This window comes from Paenarthrobacter sp. TE3676, assembly GCF_056279165.1.
The window spans coordinates 12769-34044 of the sequence record NZ_JBWBQU010000006.1; the positions used below are offsets into that span (position 1 = coordinate 12769).

General features: G+C 62.5%; 19 protein-coding genes. 14 read left to right on the top strand and 5 right to left on the bottom strand.

Annotated elements, in window-relative coordinates:
- The first annotated feature begins 187 nt into the window (after window positions 1-187).
- The 3 genes from pucL to ACZ881_RS14725 all read left to right on the top strand — a co-directional run bounded on the left by pucL (window position 188) and on the right by ACZ881_RS14725 (window position 3397).
- The gene (gene pucL, locus ACZ881_RS14715; RefSeq protein WP_178994201.1) at window positions 188-1102 is read left to right on the top strand and encodes a factor-independent urate hydroxylase; all 915 of its coding nucleotides are present in this window, start codon (window positions 188-190) and stop codon (window positions 1100-1102) included.
- A gap of 176 nt (window positions 1103-1278) precedes the next feature.
- Window positions 1279-2787 (top strand): nucleobase:cation symporter-2 family protein, encoded by a 1509-nt coding sequence (locus ACZ881_RS14720; RefSeq protein WP_178994199.1) that lies wholly within the window; start codon window positions 1279-1281, stop codon window positions 2785-2787.
- 142 nt (window positions 2788-2929) lie between these two features.
- Window positions 2930-3397, top strand: coding sequence for a DUF2867 domain-containing protein (locus ACZ881_RS14725; RefSeq protein WP_476116525.1), 468 nt, complete (start codon window positions 2930-2932; stop codon window positions 3395-3397).
- A gap of 60 nt (window positions 3398-3457) precedes the next feature.
- On the opposite strand, the gene ACZ881_RS14730 is transcribed toward ACZ881_RS14725, so the two are convergent.
- Window positions 3458-4213: an IclR family transcriptional regulator gene (locus ACZ881_RS14730; protein ID WP_011776026.1), complete on the bottom strand. Its 756-nt coding sequence runs from the start codon at window positions 4211-4213 to the stop codon at window positions 3458-3460.
- 221 nt (window positions 4214-4434) lie between these two features.
- On the opposite strand from ACZ881_RS14730, the gene ACZ881_RS14735 reads away from it, so the two are divergent.
- From ACZ881_RS14735 to ACZ881_RS14750, 4 genes are read left to right on the top strand one after another with little or no spacing between them, the layout of a single operon-like run.
- Window positions 4435-5835, top strand: a complete 1401-nt coding sequence (locus ACZ881_RS14735; RefSeq protein ID WP_178994195.1) for an NAD-dependent malic enzyme — start codon at window positions 4435-4437, stop codon at window positions 5833-5835.
- A gap of 16 nt (window positions 5836-5851) precedes the next feature.
- Window positions 5852-7450, top strand: a complete 1599-nt coding sequence (gene aceB, locus ACZ881_RS14740; protein ID WP_476116528.1) for a malate synthase A — start codon at window positions 5852-5854, stop codon at window positions 7448-7450.
- Window position 7451: 1 nt separating this feature from the next.
- Window positions 7452-8714, top strand: a complete 1263-nt coding sequence (locus ACZ881_RS14745) for a DUF6986 family protein (protein ID WP_476116530.1) — start codon at window positions 7452-7454, stop codon at window positions 8712-8714.
- A 14-nt stretch (window positions 8715-8728) separates the two neighbouring features.
- Complete coding sequence (locus tag ACZ881_RS14750; protein ID WP_011776030.1) at window positions 8729-9541, top strand: bifunctional allantoicase/(S)-ureidoglycine aminohydrolase; 813 nt, start codon at window positions 8729-8731, stop codon at window positions 9539-9541.
- A 117-nt stretch (window positions 9542-9658) separates the two neighbouring features.
- Here the strand turns inward: ACZ881_RS14750 and ACZ881_RS14755 are convergent, their stop codons facing one another.
- The gene (locus tag ACZ881_RS14755; RefSeq protein WP_476116531.1) at window positions 9659-9958 is read right to left on the bottom strand and encodes a hypothetical protein; all 300 of its coding nucleotides are present in this window, start codon (window positions 9956-9958) and stop codon (window positions 9659-9661) included.
- An 85-nt stretch (window positions 9959-10043) separates the two neighbouring features.
- A complete protein-coding gene (locus ACZ881_RS14760) occupies window positions 10044-10358 on the bottom strand; it encodes an MmcQ/YjbR family DNA-binding protein (protein ID WP_476116532.1) in 315 nt (104 codons plus the stop codon).
- Window positions 10359-10504: 146 nt separating this feature from the next.
- On the opposite strand from ACZ881_RS14760, the gene ACZ881_RS14765 reads away from it, so the two are divergent.
- The 5 genes from ACZ881_RS14765 (at window position 10505) to ACZ881_RS14785 (ending at window position 16585) form a co-directional block, all read left to right on the top strand.
- Window positions 10505-11092: a DinB family protein gene (locus ACZ881_RS14765; protein ID WP_476116534.1), complete on the top strand. Its 588-nt coding sequence runs from the start codon at window positions 10505-10507 to the stop codon at window positions 11090-11092.
- A gap of 370 nt (window positions 11093-11462) precedes the next feature.
- Window positions 11463-12902, top strand: coding sequence for an MFS transporter (locus ACZ881_RS14770; protein WP_476116537.1), 1440 nt, complete (start codon window positions 11463-11465; stop codon window positions 12900-12902).
- Window positions 12892-13590, top strand: a complete 699-nt coding sequence (locus tag ACZ881_RS14775) for an aspartate/glutamate racemase family protein (protein ID WP_476116539.1) — start codon at window positions 12892-12894, stop codon at window positions 13588-13590. Before ACZ881_RS14770 ends, ACZ881_RS14775 begins: the two co-directional genes overlap by 11 nt.
- 197 nt (window positions 13591-13787) lie before the next feature.
- A complete protein-coding gene (locus ACZ881_RS14780; RefSeq protein WP_476116541.1) occupies window positions 13788-14288 on the top strand; it encodes a sensor histidine kinase in 501 nt (166 codons plus the stop codon).
- 107 nt (window positions 14289-14395) lie between these two features.
- Entirely contained in the window at window positions 14396-16585 is a 2190-nt protein-coding gene (locus tag ACZ881_RS14785; protein ID WP_476116543.1) for a transglycosylase domain-containing protein, read from the top strand.
- A 155-nt stretch (window positions 16586-16740) separates the two neighbouring features.
- Here the strand turns inward: ACZ881_RS14785 and ACZ881_RS14790 are convergent, their stop codons facing one another.
- Window positions 16741-17472, bottom strand: a complete 732-nt coding sequence (locus tag ACZ881_RS14790) for a glutamine amidotransferase (RefSeq protein WP_091470345.1) — start codon at window positions 17470-17472, stop codon at window positions 16741-16743.
- 164 nt (window positions 17473-17636) lie between these two features.
- Between ACZ881_RS14790 and ACZ881_RS14795 the strand changes: the two genes are divergently transcribed.
- Together ACZ881_RS14795 and ACZ881_RS14800 are read left to right on the top strand one after the other, a co-directional pair.
- Entirely contained in the window at window positions 17637-18863 is a 1227-nt protein-coding gene (locus ACZ881_RS14795) for an MFS transporter (RefSeq protein ID WP_476117020.1), read from the top strand.
- Between the two features lie 173 nt (window positions 18864-19036).
- Window positions 19037-20362, top strand: a complete 1326-nt coding sequence (locus ACZ881_RS14800) for an ammonium transporter (RefSeq protein ID WP_476117022.1) — start codon at window positions 19037-19039, stop codon at window positions 20360-20362.
- A 139-nt stretch (window positions 20363-20501) separates the two neighbouring features.
- Here ACZ881_RS14800 and ACZ881_RS14805 read toward each other — a convergent pair whose 3' ends face one another.
- The gene (locus tag ACZ881_RS14805; protein WP_476116545.1) at window positions 20502-21098 is read right to left on the bottom strand and encodes a DnaJ family domain-containing protein; all 597 of its coding nucleotides are present in this window, start codon (window positions 21096-21098) and stop codon (window positions 20502-20504) included.
- Window positions 21099-21276: the final 178 nt, after the last annotated feature.

Sequence of the window (21276 nt, forward strand, 5' to 3'; positions counted from 1 at the left end):
GTGCGCTACTCTCGAATCAGTTCGTGGCGTAGGTCACGTAACCTGAGAGCAGCAGGCAGGGTCGTAATGAGCTGGCATCCATGGATGCTGGCTCTTTTTTGTTGGGTCGGCTCCACCAGAAACGCAGTGGAAACACGCGCTTAATTTCATTGATGGAACGTAGGTTCCACCTCACAGAAGTTGGGATATGACCATGAGCAACAACATCGTCCTCGGCGAAAACCAGTACGGCAAAGCAGAAGTCCGCGTCGTCAAGGTCACCCGGGATACCGACCGCCACCACATTGAAGACCTGAACGTCACCTCGCAGCTGCGCGGCGACTTCCAGGCGGCCCACCTCGAAGGCGACAACGGCCACGTCGTTGCCACCGACACCCAGAAGAACACGGTCTACGCCTTTGCCCGTGAAGGCGTCGGCTCACCCGAGTCCTTCCTGCTTCGCCTCGCAAACCACTTCACCGGCGGATTCGACTGGGTCACCGGCGGCCGTTGGGAAGCCGAAGCCTACAGCTGGGATCGCATCCAGGCCCACGGTGAGGGACACGACCACAGCTTCGTCCGCAACGGACAAGAGGTGCGCACCGCCGTCGTCGTCCGTGATGGCGCAACCACGCACCTCATCAGCGGACTCAAGGATCTGACCGTCCTGAAGACCACGCAGTCCGGTTTTGTCGGCTACCCGCGCGATAAGTACACCACCCTTCCGGAAACCACCGACCGCATCCTGGCCACCGATGTATCCGCCCGCTGGCGCTACAACACCAACCTGGACTTCGCCGGCACGGACTTCAACAAGAGCTACGAGGACATCAAAGCCCTCCTGCTCGAAGGCTTCACGGAAAACTACTCCCACGCCCTGCAGCAGACGCTGTTCGACATGGGCAAGAAGGTCCTGGAAGCACACAGCGAAGTGGACGAGATCAAGTTCTCCATGCCCAACAAGCACCACTTCCTGGTTGACCTGAGCCCGTTCGGCCTGGACAACCCCAACGAGGTCTTCTTCGCCGCGGATCGCCCGTACGGCCTCATCGAAGCAACTGTCCAGCGCGAGAACATCGAAGCTGCACCCGTTGCCTGGAGCGGCATCGCCGGCTTCTGCTAAGCCCGCACCAAACCAGCACTAAAAAGCGCCACCCACGGGTTTGTGTGCAGGCCCCCCAACGGCGCCCCGTAACGGCCGGGCCTGCACACAACCCCAACCCCAAACAACCCAAGATTTTGTTAGCCAGACACAGTTAGCCAGACGAAGACGTCTGCCATGAACCCAGAAAGTCTGCCATGAACATCAAGAAGAAATCCCGCCCTGCGAATACCACCCGTTCGCAGACGCATCAGTCGGAACGCCCCGAGGATAAGCGACTCTCCATCGGAAGCACCTTCGCTTACGGCTTCCAGCACGTTCTCACCATGTACGGCGGAATCATTGCCCCGCCGTTGATCATCGGCGCGGCCGCCGGCATGTCCTCGCAGGACATCGGCCTCCTCATTGCCGCCTGCTTGTTCGTTGGCGGCCTGGCCACCATCCTGCAGACCGTCGGCATTCCGTTCTTCGGCTCGCAGTTGCCATTGGTACAGGGCGTTTCCTTCGCCGGTGTTTCCACCATGGTGGCGATCGTCCAAGGCGGTGGCGGGATCCAGGCGGTGTTCGGCTCGGTCATTGTGGCCTCGCTGATTGGCCTGGCGATCACTCCCCTGTTCTCCAAGATCATCAAGTTCTTCCCACCGGTGGTTACTGGAACCGTGATCACCACTATCGGCCTCACACTGATGCCGGTGGCAGCAAACTGGGCCATGGGCGGCAACGCCAAGGCGGACAATTACGGCAGCATGGCCAACATCGGCCTCGCAGCAGCAACCATGGGCGTCGTACTGCTCTTGAGCAAGGTGGGCAACGCCGCTATCTCCAGGCTCTCCATCCTGCTGGCCATGGTCATCGGCACCATCATCGCGTTCGTGGCAGGCATGGCCGACTTCTCCAAGGTTGGCCAGGGCGACATCGTCGCATTCCCCACGCCGTTCGCTTTCGGTGCTCCGACCTTCGAAATCGCCGCCATCATCTCCATGCTTATCGTCATCCTGGTGACCCTGACCGAAACCTCGGCAGACATCATCGCAGTGGGCGAGATCGTGGACACCAAGGTGGACTCCCGCCGCATCGGCGACGGCCTCCGCGCCGACATGCTCTCCAGCGCCATCTCCCCGCTGTTCAACTCCTTCACGCAGAGCGCCTTCGCCCAGAACGTCGGCCTCGTCGCCATCACGGGCATCAAGAGCCGCTTCGTAGTCAGCGCCGGCGGCCTCATCCTGGTGATCCTTGGCCTCCTGCCGATCCTGGGCCGCGTTGTCGCAGCGGTTCCGACGCCCGTCCTGGGCGGCGCCGGCGTCGTGCTCTTCGGTACGGTGGCAGCCAGCGGTATCCGTACCCTGGCCAAGGTTGAGTACAAGAACAACATGAACCTGATCATCGTGGCGGCGTCGATTGGCTTCGGCATGATCCCCATCGCCGCGCCGTCCTTCTACGACGCGTTCCCGTCCTGGTTCTCCACGATCTTCCACTCCGGCATCAGCTCGGCAGCCGTCATGGCCATCCTGCTGAACATCCTCTTCAACCACCTCAAAGCCGGCAACTCGGACAACCAGTCGGTATTCGTCGCGGGCACAGACCGGATCGTCAGCGAAGAGGACATCAAGTGCCTCAGCGAAGGCGACCGCTTCGAGAACGGCAAGCTCATCGACGCCGACGGCAAGGAAGTTCCGCTCAAGACGTCCAGCGCGTCGGAGCACTAACTCCTGATCCGCCGAAATAACACTTGACGCCCATGTTTGCGGAAAACATAGGCGTCAAGTGTCATCTCACGCAGAACGTACGACGGCGGCACTCACCCGCGTGGGAAGCTCACCTCCACGCCTCGCACCGTAGGATCAGCCCATGACCGAACAGTCACCCTGCTTCCGCTCATTGGCCTTCCGCGAGATCCCGACCCCGGACTACGCGGACGTTTGCCTGGCCGTCCTTCCAGACGGAGCCAGCACGGAACCTGCGGAGTGGGCGGAGCGGGTGTTCTCCCTGGAGTCCATGCCCCGCTGGGTTGCTGCGGCGATGGGTTTGCGACAGGCCCTGGTCCCTTTGATCGGCATCCCCAAGGCCCCGCGGGACACGTTCAGAGTGACGGATCAGTCCGGCGAAGAAGCCCTGGTCTTTGTCCGGGATAAGCACTTGGACTTCGCGGCTGCCGTCGGGGTCGACCCGGTGGGCCGACTCATCAGGGTGACCACCGCCGTCGTACTTAAGGGGTGGAGGGGGAAGCTGTACTTCAGCGTCGTGCGCCCGGTTCACCCGATCGTGGTGAACTCCATGCTGAAGAAGGCCACCCGCTCAAAACCCGCGCCGAGATGACAGATAATGCCCATGTTTTTGGAAAACATGGGCATTATGTGCCAACTCGGCGAAAGAAAATCAGTTCTGGTTCAGCTCCGCGGAGATCGCCATCGCAGCTTCACGCAGCATGGGCACGGCGCGGTCGGCAAAGCTCTGGTCCACGCGGGTGATCGGACCGGACACGGAGATCGCGGTGGGAGTGGGAGCGTTGGGGACGGCCATGGCGAAGCAGCGCACGCCGAGCTCCTGCTCTTCCTCGTCAATGGAGTAGCCACGTTCGCGGATCAGCTTGAGGTCCGCGAGCAAGGAGTCGATGTCGCCGATGCTCTTGGCCGTGGGAGTGGGCATGCCTGTGCGGGCCACGATGCCGCGGACCACCTCGTCGTCCAACTGGGCGAGGATGGCTTTGCCCACGCCGGTGTCGTGCGTGTGGGCGCGGCGGCCGACCTCGGTAAACATGCGCATGGAGTGCATGGAGGGGACCTGGGCAACGTAAATGACCATGTCGGAATCCAGCACGGCCATGTTGGAGGTCTCGCCCAGGCGTTCCACAAGGGTCTTCAGCTGCGGACGGGCCACGGCACCGAGCTGCTTGCTGGCACCTTCGCCGAGCCTGATGAGCCGGGGGCCCAGGGCGTAGCGGCGGTTGGGCAGCTGGCGGATGTAGCCGAGTGACACCAGCGTGCGCAGCAAGCGGTGGATGGTGGGCAGGGGGAGGTCAGTGGACGACGAAAGCTCGCTCAAGGTGACGTCGCCGCCCGCGTCCGTGATCAGTTCCAGCAGTTCAAAGACGCGCTCAACGGACTGCACGCCTCCGGAGGCTTTTTCAGCCATTCCCTTGTCTCCAATGACTCAGATTCCGACAACTCTTATCCGCATCGTGAAAAGAATTGCTTAGAACACCCAACATACAGCACAGCGCCCACCTGCGCGATGACACCGAACATGACCAAGCAAGGGGTTGTGTTTCCACTTTGTAGATAATAATATCCATAATACGAAAACATTCAGTTTGGAACGGCGGCCCGGGAACGGGCCTTACAGGAGGAATTTCAATGGCGAATCCGAGCCCCGGAAACTCGATCACCCTGCGCGTCGCCGCACCGTCGAGCTTCACCGCTACCAGCGAATTGGCAGCAGCCGTCGGCGCAGCCGGTGCAGCAATCACCGCGCTGGACGTCACGGAATCCCACCACGAGACGATCGTTGTTGACGTCACCTGCAACACCACCGACGACGACCACGCATCCCGCGTGAAGGACGCCCTGAACGCCCTCGACGGCGTCACCGTCCAGCACGTCTCGGACCGCACCTTCCTCATGCACCTCGGTGGCAAGCTCGAAGTTGTACCCAAAGTAGCCCTGCGCAACCGTGACGATCTGTCCCGTGCCTACACTCCCGGCGTCGCCCGCGTTTGCATGGCCATAGCAGAGGACCCGGCCGCAGCCCGCAACCTGACGGTCAAGCGCAACACCATCGCAGTCCTCACTGACGGTTCGGCCGTTCTGGGCCTGGGCAACATCGGTCCCGCCGCGGCCCTGCCCGTCATGGAAGGCAAGGCTGCGCTCTTCAAGCAGTTCGCCAACGTTGACGCCTGGCCGGTCTGCCTGGACACCCAGGACACCGAAGAAATCATCATGATCGCCAAGGCCATGGCGCCCGTCTACGGCGGCATCAACCTCGAAGACATCGCCGCGCCGCGCTGCTTCGAGATCGAGAACCGCCTCCGCGAAGAACTGGACATCCCGGTGTTCCACGACGACCAGCACGGTACGGCGATCGTCACGCTCGCTGCCCTGGTCAACGCCCTCCGCGTTGTGGACAAGAAGCTCTCCGAGGTCAAGATCGTGGTTTCGGGCGTCGGCGCTGCCGGCTCGGCCATCATCCAGCTCCTCAAGGCCCAGGGCGCGCAGCACATCGTCGCCGCCGGCCGTTCCGGCGCCATCCACTCGGGTGAAAAGTACGACGACGAGCACCGGAGCTGGATCGCCGCGAACACCAACGAAGAAGGTTTCTCCGGAACCCTGCACGACGCCCTCAAGGGAGCTGACGTCTTCATCGGCGTCTCCGCCCCGCACGTGATCGGCGAAGAGCAGGTGGCGTCGATGGCCGAGGACGCTATCGTGTTTGCCATGGCGAACCCGACGCCGGAAATCGATCCCGTTGTCGCGTCCAAGCACGCAGCCGTGGTTGCCACCGGCCGCAGCGACTTCCCGAACCAAATCAACAACGTGCTGGCCTTCCCCGGCTTCTTCCGGGGCCTGCTGGACGCCGGAGCCTCGGACATTACGCCGAACATGCTGGTGGCCGCCGCTGAGGCAATTGCCAACCGGGTAGCTGACGATGAGCTGAACGCGAGTTACATTATCCCCAGCGTCTTCGATCCCCATGTTGCCGCCGATGTAGCGACCGCCGTGGCCAATGCGGCGCACGCCAACGCCGCCAGCGCACTCTAGAAAAGGACACCGCCACATGGCTATCACAGTCACTGATCCCCGGCCGATCGATCGCGCCGAGGAAATCCTCACCCCCAAGGCACTGGCCTTCATCGAGGAACTGCACAAGCGCTTCGCCGGCACCCGGAACGAATTGCTGGAAGCACGCGGCGTCAAGCGCCAGAAAGTTGCTGACACCAGCCGCCTCGACTTCCTCCCGGAGACGCAGGAAATCCGCGACGGCGACTGGACGGTCGCCGAGGCACCGGCAGCTTTGCAGGACCGCCGCGTCGAGATGACCGGCCCGGCAACCCCCGCCAAGATGGCCATCAACGCCCTCAACTCCGGCGCCAAGGTATGGCTCGCGGATCTCGAGGACGCCAGCACTCCCACATGGCCCAATGTCATCGACGCGATCCTCAACCTCCGCGACGCAGCCCAGGGCACCCTGAGCTACACCTCGCCCGAGGGCAAGGAATACCGCCTCCGCACCGATGCTCCCTTGGCTGTTGTTGTTGCCCGTCCCCGCGGCTGGCACATGGAAGAGAACCACCTGCTGATCGACGGCGAACCCGCCGTGGGTGCGCTGGTGGACTTCGGCCTGCACTTCTTCCACATCGCCAAGCAGCTGCTCCTCAACGGCCATGGCCCGTACTACTACCTGCCCAAGATGGAGAGCCACCTTGAGGCCCGCCTCTGGAACGATGTCTTCGTGTTCGCCCAGGACTTCCTCGGCATCCCGCAGGGCAGCGTCCGCGCCACGGTCCTCATCGAGACCATCCCGGCCGCGTTCGAGATGGACGAAATCCTCTACGAACTCCGCGACCACGCCTCCGGCCTGAACGCCGGCCGCTGGGATTACCTCTTCAGCATCATCAAGTACTTCCGTGATGCCGGCGAAGAGTTCGTCCTCCCGGACCGCGCCACCGTTGCCATGACCGCTCCCTTCATGCGCGCCTACACCGAGCTTCTGGTCAAGACCTGCCACAAGCGCGGCGCCTTCGCCATGGGTGGCATGGCCGCCGTCATCCCCAACCGGAAGCAGCCGGACGTCACCGCAGCAGCCTTCGACAAGGTCCGTGCCGACAAGACCCGCGAGGCAAACGATGGCTTCGACGGCTCCTGGGTTGCACACCCGGACCTGGTCCCCACCTGCCGCGAAGTCTTCGACTCCGTGCTCGGCGACCGCCCCAACCAGCTCGACAAGCAGCGCCCCGAGGTGAGCGTCACGGCCGAGCAGCTCATCGACGTCGCCTCTGCCGGCGGCACGGTCACCGAAGCCGGCCTGCGGCTGAACCTGTACGTCGCCGTCGCTTATACGGGCGTCTGGATCTCCGGCAGCGGTGCCGTTGCCATCCACAACCTCATGGAAGATGCCGCAACCGCGGAGATTTCCCGCTCGCAGGTATGGCAGCAGATCCGCAACAAGTCCGTCCTCGCGGACACGGGCAACACCGTGACCCGCGAACTCGTCAGCCGCATCCTCGGGGAAGAAACCGAGCGCCTGCGCATCGAGTTCGGCGACGAGAACTTCAAGGCCTACTACGAGCCCGCGTCCAAGCTGATCGAGGAAATCTGTCTGTCCGACGATTACACGGACTTCCTCACCACGCCCGCGTATGAGCTGGTGGGCTGAGATGGGCTCATTCTCTTCCTCTGATCTGGCCCACATCGAGTCACAGCTCGCCGCGACGGACCAGTTGCTGGACCGCAACTACCCCGGCGACGACGGCTCACGCCAGCCCATCCACACTGTCTACATCCCGGCCGACCGCTTCACGCCTTCCCTTGCGGCAGAGTGGGGCGCGCAGGCACTCGCGACAGCGGAAGCTCACGGCGGCCTGGAAAAGCTGGGGCAGCTGTTGGGTCAGGAGCCCCACCTCGCGGCGGCTGTTGCTTCCCGTGTGACGGCGAAGCTTTCGGCTGAGCCGATCGAGGACCTCCGTTTGGACTTCGAAGACGGCTACGGCGACCGCGGCGATGCGGCAGAAGACGCCGACGCCGTTGCTGCCGCCAAGGCTGTTGCCGCTGCAGTTTCGGCCGGAACAGCTCCGCCGTTCATCGGCATCCGCTTCAAGTGCTTCGAAGCCCCCACGAGGGCCCGCGGCCTGAAGACGCTGGACCTGTTCGTCTCCACGTTGGCCGCGGCTGGCGAACTCCCGGCCGGCCTGATCCTCACCCTGCCCAAGGTCACCACGGTGGCCCAGGTGCAGGCGATGGACTTCGCGGTGTCCCGCCTTGAAGAAGTCCACGGGCTTCCCGCCGGCCGGCTCCGCTTTGAGGTGCAGGTGGAAACACCGCAGCTCATCATCGGCGCTGACGGAACCTCACCGGTAGCCCAGCTCCCCCACGTTGTTCCGGGACGCATCAGCGCCCTGCACTACGGGACCTACGACTACAGCGCTTCGTTGGGTATCTCCGCGGAATACCAGTCCATGGAGCACCCTGTGGCCGACTTCGCCAAGGAAGTCATGCAGCTCGCTGTTGCCGGCACGGGCATCCGGCTCTCCGACGGTTCCACCAACATCATCCCCGTGGGCGATGGCGTGGAGGATGCCTGGAAGCTGCACGGCCGCTTGGTTCGTCGCTCCCTGGAAAACGGCTACTACCAGGGTTGGGACCTGCATGCAGCCCAACTGCCCAGCCGCTTCTCGGCGTCGTACGCTTTCTACCGCGAAGGCCTCCCGGCCGCAGCCCTGCGCCTCCGGAACTACGTGGAGCGCACCGAAGGCGGCGTCATGGACGAGCCAGCAACGGCCCGCGCGCTTGCGGGCTTCGTCCTCCGCGGCGTCCAGTGCGGCGCCGTGGGGACCGACGAGGTCAAGGCGCTTGCCGGCGTCGAACTTTCGCAGCTGACCGCACTGGCGCACCCGCGGCTCGCACAACCAACTTCGCACTGATAGGAGCATTTCGCATGGGCAAGTACTACTACCCTCAGGGCGGCCTGCCGCCGCAGACCCAGCTGACCACCGAACGGGCCATCGTCACCGAGGCCTACACGGTGATCCCCAAGGGCGTCATGACGGACATCGTCACCAGCAACCTGCCGGGTTTCTCCAACACGCGTTCGTGGATCATCGCGCGGCCGATCTCAGGGTTTGCCACCACGTTCTCCCAGCTGATCGTGGAGATCGCACCGGGCGGCGGGGCTCCCAAGGCCGAATTTGAGGCAGGCGTTGAAGGCGTCATCTTCGTCACCAAGGGCCAGGTCAACCTGACCCTCGACGGCGAGCTGCACCACCTCGAAGAGGGCGGCTACGCCTACCTTGCTGCCGGCGCGGAATGGGGCCTGGAGAACGTGTCCGACGACATCGTCTCCTTCCACTGGATCCGCAAGGCCTACGAGCGCCTTGAAGGCTTCGAGGCCAAGTCCTTCGTCACCAATGAGAAGGACGTGGAGCCCACCTCCATGCCGGACACCGACGACGTCTGGAAGACCACCCGCTTCACGGACTCCAGCGACCTCGCCCACGACATGCAGGTGAACATCGTCACCTTCCAGCCCGGCGGCGTGATCCCCTTCCCGGAGACTCACGTCATGGAGCACGGCCTGTACGTGCTTGAGGGCAAGGCCATGTACTTGCTCAACAACGACTGGGTTGAAGTGGAAGCCGGCGACTTCATGTGGCTGCGCGCGTTCTGCCCGCAGGCTTGCTACGCGGGCGGTCCGGGCGAGTTCCGTTACCTGCTGTACAAGGACATGAACCGTCAGGTGAAGCTCACCTGATCCTCGCTTTCGCCGGGATCGCCGGAAAGCTGCCAGTTCGCTGGCAGCTTTCCGGCGATTTCGCGTTTCGCGGGCGGTTTCGGCGCGGGTTCGGCGAATTCAGCGGGTCCGGCGATCTCAGCGGCTTCGGCGGCCTATGGCGAGCCCAGCGCGGAACGCGAGCACCAGCAGGCCAACGACCGTCACGACCAGCCCGAGCTGTGTGCCTTGGCTGACCATGGCCCCACCGTTCCCGACGAAGACAGTGTCACTCAACGGTGCGTAGGCGAACCAGCCGAAGTTCGTGCTCTGGTTGGTCCACGCCACGATCAGCCCCACGATCACAGCGAGCAGCCCCAGCAAAGGCACGACGACGGCAGAGACGCTGCGGGCAGGCTGCGGTGTGCTCTGTTCCCCAAGTTTGTTGTTTTCCCCCATGCCGCCGAGTCTAGCCTGCGGACGTGCACCCAACTGAGTAACAGCAACCGTCCTACTGAGCCCTCAGTGCAACGTTTGCTGTCACCTAGTTGGGTTTGCCCGGGCCGCCGGCGATCCGGTACGACTCCTGGAGCAGTTCGTCGAGCTCTTCCGTGTCGATTCGTTCCAGCCGGATCAGCATCAGCTTCGGGGACTGTTCGTGATGCGGAGTCCAGAAGAAGGTGTCGGGTTCCATGGCTGCGAGTGCTTCGCGTTCTTCGGTTTTCACCGTGCCCACGCCTTCTTCCCACATGCGGGCCATGAGGGACTTGGCGAACCACGCGGGCTGCCCCCAGCTCTGGCGCTCGGTCACTCCGGGCATGCTCAGGCAGATGCGTCTTACGTCGTCCTCAGTGGCCATGGTTCACTGTCGCATCCGCCCCGGGGCAGCGACAAGCGAAATCGCGGGAATGCTGCGACAACGCTGGAGCTCATCGGGCTGGTTGGCACGTTTCCCGCGAAGTCGCGGTCCCGGAACTGTCGGACCCCTTCGATAGAGTCCTGATCATGGATGAAAAAGCGACGCTGCTGACATACTTGCGCCTCCGCCGGGCTGACCTGCTCGGGAAACTGGACGGGCTGAGCGAGTACGATGCCCGCAGGCCCATGACACCCACGGGAACCAACCTACTGGGTTTGGTCAAGCATGTGGCCAGTGTGGAGCTGGGGTATTTCGGCGAGACCTTTGGCCGGTCCAGCGGCAGGGAGCTGCCGTGGTTTGCCGACGATGCGGCACCGGAACCGGACATGTGGGTTCCGGCAAGTGAGAGCCGCGAGGACATCATGGAGCTTCACCACTTTTCCGCCAAGCATAGCGATGAGACCATCGAATCCCTCCCGCTGGATGCGCCGGGCGTCGTGCCGTGGTGGTCGGAGGAGAAAAAGAACGTCACTCTCCACCAGATCCTGGTCCATATGTGCGTGGAAACGTCGAGGCATGCGGGGCACGCGGACATTATTCGCGAACTCATTGACGGCAACATTGGGCAGAGACCAAGCGACCCGAACATCCCGGGCCGGTCCACGGAAGAGTGGGCAGCCCACTGTGCCCGCATAGAGCAGGCGGCGCTGCAGGCAGGCAAAACCACCGCCTAAACCTTCATAGGCGACTCGGGGAGACGCTGGCATACTAACGGGCTCAAGGGCCACTATTGCTCGGCTTCTTCCAAGGGACGTTCGGTGGCTGTGGGCTGCGGCTTCCTGACCATCTTTGACCCCAACGATGCCGAAAATCAACTTATTTCGGGTGCATTCGGGCATCTATCCTTCTAAAGCGGGTCACGCCGCACCGGCTCCCCCTCTCAATGAGCTCCCGGTCACATTCTGTTTACACGCCAACCATGGCCTTTTGGTATCCCAAAGTGTAATCTCCATCACATTCCCTCATGTGATATTCGCATTCCGCATGACGGAACCATTCGCGTGGCAATGAATGAAACCTTCAGAGCTCAGATAGGAGCGCACTGTGGAAAAAGACCTTGCCCAGGAGGCTGCAACACCGCGGACCGGATCCCTGGCCAAACAAATCGAAGGCGCGTATCAACGGATTGGGGTGACTGGCGCACATCGCCAGATTGTCTTCATGATCCTGTTGGGCGTCTTCTTCGACGCCCTCGAACAAAATGCCGTAGGAATCACCGGCCCCATCCTCCGCCAATCGTGGGGATTGGGAGCCACCGAAATCGGTTTGCTGAACACAATGACGTTTACGGCAACTGCACTTGGACGGCTCGCGACGGGTCTCATCGTCGATAAATACGGCCGGCGGCACATGCTGGTCATTAACCTCATCATTTTCGCCGGTGGCTCATTGCTCTGCGCCGTTGCCCCGAACTATCCCATTTTGGCCGCGGGCCGCTTCATTGTCGGTTTCGGGCTCGGTGGTGAAATAGCCGTTGCCGTGATCATGATGGCGGAGTTCTTCGCCGCCAAACACCGCGGCACCGCTGTGGGACTGATCAACGTCACCGCAGCCGGTCTGGGCAACATGCTGGCACCGGCCTTCGGCATCCTCGTCTTCACGCTCTTCGACGGCCCGGACAAGTGGCGCTGGGTGTTCGGCCTGCTCTTCATCCCCGCCCTGCTGGTGATGTTCTTCAGGAGGTACGTCCCGGAGACGCCGCGCTTCCTGGCTTCCCAAGGCAAAATCGACGAGGCCAACCTCGTCATCACCCGGCTGGCCCGCAACAAGCTCTCTGGCCCCATCAGCGATCCCGAAACGTACATCACGGCAGTACCCGATCCTGTGGTGATGAAATCGTCCGGCCATTGGAAGGACGCCCTCCGCGGCAAGCTCCTCAAGCGTACGGTGTTGCTGTGCATTGCCGTTTGCATGTCCTACGCCGCCCAGATTTCCATGCTGACGCTGATGCCCACCATCCTGGTGTCCCGCGGTTATGCCGTGAACACGAGCCTCTGGTTCACGCTGATCATGCAGTCGGGTTCATTGCTGGGTGCCTGCACAGCTGCCTACCTCGCCAGCCGATTGCCCCGGAAGAAAGTGCTGACAGCGGCCGCAATTCTTGGCTGCCTGTCCGGGCTGTCCATGGCCTTCCTTGCCACCGACATCGTGCTCGTTGTGATCTTCGGAGTCCTCTTCAACTTCTCGGTGATCATCCTTAACACCACCATTTGGCTGTTTGCGCCGGAGCTCTACCCCACGCGCACCCGTGGTTTCGGTACGTCCATCATCCTGGCAGCAGGTTCTTTGTCCGGGGGCCTGTTCCCGCTCATCTCCGGGGCCGTGTTCGACTCCGCCGGTTTGCCGGGCATGTTCACCACTCTGGCAGTGCTGTTCGTCGTCCTGGCGATCGTGGTCCAATTCCCTCCCGAGACCTTCAACAAGCCCCTGGAAGAGGACGCTGAACCGGGCGATGACGAGGAAGCTGCGATCTATGGACACTGACCTTCCAACCCCGGACACTGTCCTCCTGGTAAATCCGAACACCAACGGCGACACCACAACCATGATGGTGGACCTGGCTGAGGAGACCTTGGCGCCGCATGGTCTCCGGGTTGTGGGCATTACCGCAGCCGCCGGGCCTTCCATGATCGTGGATCCGGTCTCCTTGTCCGAATCTGAGGTGCACGTCCGCAATGCTGTGCACGGCTACCTTTCCGGGCCCGACGGCGGCAGGGTGGCCGCTGTGATCGTTGCAGCGATAGGTGATCCGGGGCGGGCACAGTTGGACGACGAACTGGATATCCCGGTGATCGGCATAGGACAAGGCTCCGTTTACGCCGCCGCACAGGACTCTCACGGCGGGCTCCGTCACTTCGGTATGGCAACAAGCACACCATTGTTGGTGGAAGCCCTGGGCAAGCTGGTGGCAGACCACGGGTTCCAGGAGCACTTCACCGGTGTCCGGCTGACGCTGTCCGAACCCTTGGTCTTGGCGGCAGACGCTGAACGTCAGTATCAGGAGCTGGCGCAGGCCGTCAGGACAGCCACGGAGTCTGACCAGGCTGAGGCAGTCATCATCGCCGGGGGGCCACTCAGCGCCACCGCACGACGGCTGGCGGAGACTACCGCCGTCGACATCATCCAACCGATCCCAAGCGCCTGCCAGCTGGTGCTCAAGGCCCTGTCCTAAACGGAGAAAGCAGCGCCCGACGACGGCACTCAAGTGCCGTCGTCGGGCGCGCTTAAGAACCCGCAGGAGGTCCTCAAGCCTCCCCCACAAACTTGATGCGAACTTGAGCCAATCGCAAAGCTTCCTTGATATAGCAGCGCCACGCTGGAAGCAGACGAAGCACCAATACATAGGGGTTTCGGCAACGAATTTCCAGTATGAAACACGACGATGTGGGGGAAGCAATGGAACAGGCATCAGCATTAACCGAGGTGGTCTCCGTCAAGGGCATCATCCAGGACCAGCACCCCGTGGATTTCTACGCCCTGGGTGTCGCAGGATGCATCGACCGGCTGGCAGCCCCGCTCCGACGTGCAGGCGTCACAGTGCACTGGCACACTCCCCATCACGGCATCGAGATCTCGTCCTCCGCCGCCGCCCTCCTGTATCACGTGGCGCAGGAGACCTTCAGCAACACCCTCAACTACGCAAACGCCAGCCAGCTCACCGTCCGGCTCAACGCCGTTTACCACGGCATCCAGATCACCATCACGGATGATGGCACCGGTTTCGAGATTCACGCGGCTCCCAGCGGCCGGCGGCACGGTTTCGGATTGTTGCTGATGTCCATTGCGGTGCACGACGCCGGCGGGACAGTAGACATCGATTCTGCGGTTGGGCGGGGCACCACTGTGAGGGTTACGCTGCCGCTGGATTGAGTCCGATTTGGGACCATAATAGGGCGTCAAACCCATAGCACCACAGCGTTGGCGGACGTATTCTGTAGCTACTTTTCAGCCTGACATCCCTAGGGAGTGGCACGAAAATGAAGCGGAACAAGGATCCAAAGATAAGTCTGGGCAAGGTCCTCTTGAGGGTCTTCGGGTTCTTCTTCGTGAGCATTCTCTGCGGGGTGCTGATCACAGGATTCCTGGCCCCCGTAGTTGCCTTCACCAGCACCACCGTGGGCGGGTCCGTAGGGTTTTATCAAAGCCTGCCGGCCGAGCTCGACGTCGATTCCCCCTCGCTTTCCAGCACGGTAGTCTCTGCAGACGGGCAACTAATAGCCACCTTCTTCGCCGAGAACCGGATGAAAGTCCCCCTGGAGGAGATGTCGCCGTTCATCCGTGAGGCGATCATCGCTATCGAGGACAGCCGCTTCTACGAGCATGCGGGTGTGGACGCCCAAGGCATCATGCGGGCCCTGAGCTCCAACTTGACCCAAGGCACCCGGCAAGGCGCCTCCACGCTGACCCAGCAATACGTCACCAACGTCCTCAACGAGTCACGCCTGTCCGAAGGACGTCCGGAGGACGTTGTGCTCAGCGGACAGAAGACCGTGGGCGACAAATTACGCGAAATCAAGCTTGCCCTTGAACTGGAAAAACGCTTCAGCAAGGACCAGATCCTCGAGGGCTACCTGAACATCGTGTTCTTCAACCGGAACGCCTACGGCATCGAGGCCGCATCCCGCTACTTCTTTAGCACCTCCGCCATGGATCTGACCCTGCCCCAAGCAGCCCTCCTGGCCGGTTTGGTCAATGGCCCCAGCATTTATGACCCCATTGCCGATCCCCAGGCTGCACTCGACCGCCGCAATCTGGTGTTGGACCGGATGCTGGAACAGGGCAAGATCACGGCTGTGGACCACGGCGTAGCGGTGGCCACACCTATCGAACTGGACATCACTCCTTCCCTGCAAGGGTGTGCGGGCACATCGTTCGCCACCTACTTCTGCGACTACGTTTCCCACCTCATCCTGAACAACGAGGCCTTCGGTTCAACGTTGGAGGAACGTGAGCGGCTCCTCTACCGCGGTGGCCTGACCATCACCACCACGTTGGATAGTCGCCTCCAGAATCTCGCCCAGCAACAAGTGGACGCGTCCGCCGGAGCCAACCCGGACAAGTGGGGCGCAGCGATGACCACTGTTCAGCCGGGCACGGGGAAGATCCTGGCGATGGCCCAAAACACGGTGTTCGTGCCCCAGGAAGGGAAGTACGACACCCAGCTGAACTTCAATGTGGATGCCAAAGACGAGAACGGCTACGACCTCAATGGTGCGGGCGGTTTCCAGCCCGGTTCAACCATGAAACCGTTCATCTACGCCGAGTGGCTCAATGAGGGCAAGCACCCCACCGCGGTGGTGGATGCTTCCCGAAGGGTGTACCCGGTTGGTTTCCCATGGCGATCGAGCTGCGGCAAGGTCCTTGGTGGTTACAGCACCGCCCAGAAAGCCCAGAACCTTGGGGCCGACGACGATCTGCAGAACAACGAAGACGGCTACTACCGGCCGATGCCCATCAACTACGGTCTCTACAACTCCATTAACACCGCTACCTTCGCCACCGCCGCCCAGCTGGACTTCTGCGGGATCCAGAAGATGGTGGACGCCGTTGGCCTCCACAGCGGTTTGGACAACGCGCCGGTGAACATGCACCAGATCGGCAATCTCCTTGGTTCCATCGGCGTGGCCCCCATGGTTCTGGCCAGCGCCTACGCCACCTTTGCCAATGACGGCACCTACTGCAAGCCCATTGCCATCACCGGGATCAGCGATTCCCAAGGCAGGGAGTACGAAGCCCAAACACCGGAGTGCCGGGAAGCCGTGAAACCGGCCGTGGCTCGAGGTGTGAACGCCGTCCTGCAGGATGTGATGAAGGTGGGTTCCGGCGTCTGGATTGAACCCAAGGTCCACACCAAGGTCCCCGTGGCCGCAAAGACGGGGACGTCCAACAACAACGGAGCTACGTGGGTGGCTGGTTACACCACGACCCTCGCCACGGCGTCGTTCTTTGGCGATACGACGGCGGGACAACAGCGGGCCGGGCAGAACGTCACCATCAACGGCAAGTTCTACAAATCCTTGGACGGGTACATGATCGCCGGGCCGCAATGGGCCAACTACATGGTGGAAGCTGTGGCACTGTACCCGAGCGGGCCGTTCGTGGCACCGGCTCCACCACCGTCCCCGGCGCCCACCGTTCCGGCGACTCCTACGCTGACGCGGCGGTGACCCCCCACCCCACGTTGCGAGGCCTATTCTGCGCACAATTCCTTCGCCAAAGGCTGCACAGCAGGCCCCACAACAAACCACCCCACGTTGCGAGGCCTATTCTGCGCACAATTCCTTCGCCAAAGGCTGCACAGCAGGCCCCACAACTCAAGGGTCTAGCGGGCGTAGCGCTTCGTGAAGTTCCGGAGCACCCGCATGGGTTCGGTCACGGATGACTGGCGGGCCGTCTCGATGAGTTCATCGGCTGTGTGGGGCGGGAAGTAACCGGCATTCTTGTAGATGTTGATGCGGGTGATCAGGCCGTCGGCGTCGAGTTCAGGGTGGAACTGCGTGGCGTAGAGGTTGTTCTTGATTCGGAACATGTGCACCGGGCACGCCTCTGAACTGGCCAACAGCACAGCGTGCTCGGGAAGCTGGCTGCACGCTTCTTTGTGCCCAACGAACGCCTCGAAGGTGTGGGGGACGCCGCTAAGCATGGGATCCTGCTCCCCCTCTGCAGTCAGCGTGATCTCCGTTGGCCCCACTGCTTCGCCGAATCGGCGATCTATCACGGCGCCTTGGTGCACGCCCAGGGTGCCGACGCCGTAGCAAGCCCCCAGAAAAGGGAAGTCATCGGCCACGATTCGGTCCAGGAGTGATGAGAGTTCCGTCTCAACCCGGATCTGGTCCGCGCTCTTTTCCTCCACAGGATCGCTGGACGTGTAGGGGCTGCCACCGACGATCACGCCGGAATAGTCGGACAGTTCAAGGGGAGGCAAAGGCCCGGATTCCAGCCGAATACGAACCAATTCCTCCGGTTTCAGGCCGCAGTACCGGAGGTAGGCCTGGTACTCGTCATCGGCTGCGGCATCTTCGGCGCGGGTGGCCAGCAAGAGGAAGGGCTTCACAGGCCCAGTCTGCGCGAGGAATGGCTGACGGACAAAGTGTGTTGCAAACCTGAGGGGGTTTCTGACAGAGACTCCCTCGCATCACCGTGGCTGCATAACGTTGTAGGGATCCCTACAAAACCCCCAGAATCATTCCAGAGGAGCAATCTTTGAAGCAGCACCCCGTGGTCGTCGGAACGCCATCATCCAAGGCGTCGCGTGCTGAAACGCAACAACCGAAGAAGATCCCGTGGGGCGGCCTCTTGGTACTGGCGGCTGCCGGTTTCACCGCAGTGACCACCGAACTCCTGCCCTCGGGTCTGCTCCCCCAAATCAGCCGTGATCTCGACGTGGACGAATCGGCTGTGGGTTCCTTGACTGCGGTCTACGCGGCAATCATCGTCTTCACGGCCTTGCCGCTCTCCCGGTTCCTTGCCGGACGGGTTCCACGCAAGACCCTGCTAATCGCCACTGTTCTGGCGTTTGCCCTCAGCAACGTGCTCCTCGCACTCAGCCCCACGTTGGGTTGGGCGATCGGGGCGCGGCTCCTTGGCGGCATCGCGCACGGAATGTTGTGGTCCAGCATGGCGCCGTATGTGGCGCGCATCGTTCCAGCACATTCCGTGGGCAAGGCCATGGCTGTTGTGTTCAGCGGCAACAGCATCGCGTTGGCCGTCGGCGCTCCCATTGGGACGCTGATGGGTTCACTCATGACGTGGCGGGCCTCGTTCTTGGTCCTTGCCGGAGTGGGCGCGCTCCTGGCAGTTCTGGCGTTCTGGCTTCTCCCGGGCGCGCATGACCAAGCCAGCCAGAAGACTCCGTCCCTCCGTGCGGCAATGAAACTGCCCGGCGTGATTGCTGTGGCCGTCGCGTGGCCACTTCTGTTGCTTGCCCACTTCACGCTGTTCACCTACGTGGCTCCGTTCTTGCTCGCCTCGGGTCTGCCGGAATCTGCAACGAGCATCTCCCTGTCCGTGGTGGGAATCGCCAGCCTTGTAGGTATTTGGATTGCCGGCATGACGGCTGACTCCCGCCCACGCACCTCGGTGATTGCCGCCGTCGGACTTTTGACCCTTGCGTTCGCCCTGCTGCCTGCGCTGGGCGGCACCTGGGTGGGGGCGTTCGGGCTGATGACGCTGTGGGGCATTGCGTTCGGTGCGGTGGGCATTTACAACCAGGCCGCGATTCTCCGTGCAGGTGGCGAGCACAAGGATGCTGCCAACGGGCTCACCGTGGTGACCATCCAGCTGGGTATCGCCGTCGGCGCCGTGTACGGAGCTTTCGCCCTCACCACAGTCGGTGCCCAACTTGTGCCTCTGGCCGCGGCCCTGCCCACAGCGATCGCCTTGGTGATCATCATCGCCAGCCGACGCGGAGGCTATCCAGCCGGGCCGCAAGAGAAGCGCCGTTAACATCCCCGAAACATGGCAGTGACGTGATCTTCACGAACGGGGGATTTCTGTAACTTACCTGCAACTTAGCTCTTCTGAGTCGGAAACATAGCTCACCGAATATTGATCGGGGGGTTGGCGTGGGCCGGAACAACGGCCCCGTTTCGGACAGGCTCAATGAGAAGGGAACGCAGGTGGAGATCTCTGCGCAACACGTCTGGATGATGTTGTCGGCGGCAATGGTGCTGTTCATGACCCCCGGCCTCGGCCTTTTTTACGGTGGCATGACCCGAGCAAAGGCTGCGCTCAACATGATCATGATGAGCTTCATCTCGGCGGGCATCGTGGGCGTGGTGTGGGTCCTGTGGGGCTACTCGATGACCACCGGCGACGGCTTCCTCGGCCTGTTCGGCAACCCCTTCGCGCACTTCGGCCTCCAGGACCTGATCGGCTCGCCTGATCTCATCAAGGCCGGCTTCGCCGCCACTTTCGCCATCATCACCGTGGCACTCATCAGCGGTGCGATCGCCGACCGCGCCAAGTTCGGCGCTTGGGCACTGTTCGTTCCGATCTGGATCACCGTGGTTTACTGCCCGCTGGCCTACATGATCTGGGGCGGTGGCCTCATGAGCGCCGGGGGTGCCGTGACCCAAATCTTCGGCCAGGTCATCGACTTCGCCGGCGGAGCAGTGGTTGAGGTCAGTTCCGGAACCGCCGCTTTCGTCCTCGCATTGATCGTGGGTAAGCGTCACGGATTCGCCAAGGACCCCAACCACCGCCCGCACAACGTGCCGTTCATCATGATTGGCGCGGCCATCCTCTGGTTCGGCTGGTTCGGCTTCAACGGCGGCGCAGCAACCACGGCCGAGCAGGCCGGCCTCATCTGGATCAACACCTTGGTCACACCGGCAGCGGCAATGCTCAGCTGGCTCGTTGTCGAGAAGATCCGTCACGGACACCCGACGTCGCTGGGTGCGGCGTCCGGCGTCGTGGCTGGCTTGGTGGCCATCACGCCTTCCTGCGCCAACATCAGCCCTCTTGCCGCCCTCGGGCTGGGCCTTGTTGCCGGCGCCGCCTGCGCATGGTTCGTTGACCTGAAGTACAGGTTCGGTTTCGACGACTCCCTGGACGTGGTGGGCGTGCACTTCGGCGCCGGCGTCATCGGCACACTGTCCTTGGGTTTCATCGCCTTCCCCACCGAGGGCACGGCTGGCGGCCTCCTTTACGGTGGCGGCCCGCAGCAGCTTATTGCCCAGACAGTCGCCGTGTTGATCACCATCGCCCTGTCCGGTTTGGGCACGCTGGTGATCGGCCGGGCTATCCACAAGACCATCGGATTCCGGGTTCCCTTGGAGCACGAAGTCACCGGCGTCGACCTCACCCAGCACGCCGAGTCCGCCTACGAGTTCGGCCTCACCGCCCACGGCCACTTCCGCCAACAGCAGGCGCACCTCTCGGCCCTGGTTGCGCGGAAGCCGCCTGCGGCCGTTCCGGAGGCCAAGGAGGACAGCTTCGCCTAAGGGCCCCTTCGCAGAACAGCAGCCGACGGCGGAACCTGGGTTCCGCCGTCGTCTGCTGTTTGTGCCGTCCCCGCCCAAGTAGGTAGCAGTTAATGTCGTTCTGACGTCTCAAAACGACATCAACTGCGACTCAGTTGGGCTAGCCGGAGCCGTTCCACAGGCGCTGCCACCACGTTCGTTTGCCGGGCGGCTCAGACTCCGGCTCGGGCGGTGCAGCTGCGGCCCTGCGCTTCCGCCACTTTTCCACCTCGGCCTCCACATCACGGAGCCTGGTGATCACTGGAGGCCCGCCTTGTAGTTGCCTGCGCGCCTCGATCACGCGTTTGTTGAAGTCCTCGAGGATGTCCCGGACCTGCTTGTCCGTGTACTGCTGGTCCAGCTTGGCGTCGAGCTCAGAGTCCTCGATCCGTAGCAAAATGGCGGGCGGGCCGATCCCGCTCAGCCGTTCCCGCTGGATGAGTCCCTTGACCCACCAGTCGGGGTCGTAGTGCTCCCCCAAGCCGGGGATTGGCTTGCCGGCATACTTCAGGTTGTCGAACTTGCCTTGGTTCATGGCGTCCCGGATGAGGTACTCAACCCGGGCAGCGTCGTCTACCTTGCGGCGTTTCTCGCGTTCTTCGGCATCCGCGGCCTCAAGCTCTGCATCTTCCTCGGCATTTCCGCCCCAGGAGCGCACCGCCCGCAGTTCCGCGCCCCTCTCGAGCTTGCGCCTGAAGGCGTTGTTCTCGGCGTTCACGTTCCCGCCACCTCCTCACACGGCAGCCTTCGCCTGCCGGAAATCGTGGTTCCGAATCCAGTATTCCGCACGTTGCTGAGGTTAACCCCCGTACCCCGGCGCTCGTTGGTTGAAACCCGCTGCGGCGCATGTACCGCCACCACCCACTTTGAAATTGCAGCAGCCCCAACACGCCGCC

Bases quoted from the DNA above. Each gene is read 5' to 3' on its own strand.
- ACZ881_RS14745 (WP_476116530.1), top strand. From the start codon at position 7,452: ATGGGCTCATTCTCTTCCTCTGATCTGGCCCACATCGAGTCACAGCTC.
- ACZ881_RS14730 (WP_011776026.1), bottom strand. From the start codon at position 4,213: ATGGCTGAAAAAGCCTCCGGAGGCGTGCAGTCCGTTGAGCGCGTCTTT.
- ACZ881_RS14720 (WP_178994199.1), top strand. From the start codon at position 1,279: ATGAACATCAAGAAGAAATCCCGCCCTGCGAATACCACCCGTTCGCAG.
- ACZ881_RS14765 (WP_476116534.1), top strand. From the start codon at position 10,505: ATGGATGAAAAAGCGACGCTGCTGACATACTTGCGCCTCCGCCGGGCT.
- ACZ881_RS14785 (WP_476116543.1), top strand. From the start codon at position 14,396: ATGAAGCGGAACAAGGATCCAAAGATAAGTCTGGGCAAGGTCCTCTTG.
- ACZ881_RS14735 (WP_178994195.1), top strand. From the start codon at position 4,435: ATGGCGAATCCGAGCCCCGGAAACTCGATCACCCTGCGCGTCGCCGCA.
- aceB (WP_476116528.1), top strand. From the start codon at position 5,852: ATGGCTATCACAGTCACTGATCCCCGGCCGATCGATCGCGCCGAGGAA.
- ACZ881_RS14725 (WP_476116525.1), top strand. From the start codon at position 2,930: ATGACCGAACAGTCACCCTGCTTCCGCTCATTGGCCTTCCGCGAGATC.
- ACZ881_RS14750 (WP_011776030.1), top strand. From the start codon at position 8,729: ATGGGCAAGTACTACTACCCTCAGGGCGGCCTGCCGCCGCAGACCCAG.
- ACZ881_RS14755 (WP_476116531.1), bottom strand. From the start codon at position 9,958: ATGGGGGAAAACAACAAACTTGGGGAACAGAGCACACCGCAGCCTGCC.
- ACZ881_RS14775 (WP_476116539.1), top strand. From the start codon at position 12,892: ATGGACACTGACCTTCCAACCCCGGACACTGTCCTCCTGGTAAATCCG.
- ACZ881_RS14780 (WP_476116541.1), top strand. From the start codon at position 13,788: ATGAAACACGACGATGTGGGGGAAGCAATGGAACAGGCATCAGCATTA.
- ACZ881_RS14760 (WP_476116532.1), bottom strand. From the start codon at position 10,358: ATGGCCACTGAGGACGACGTAAGACGCATCTGCCTGAGCATGCCCGGA.
- pucL (WP_178994201.1), top strand. From the start codon at position 188: ATGACCATGAGCAACAACATCGTCCTCGGCGAAAACCAGTACGGCAAA.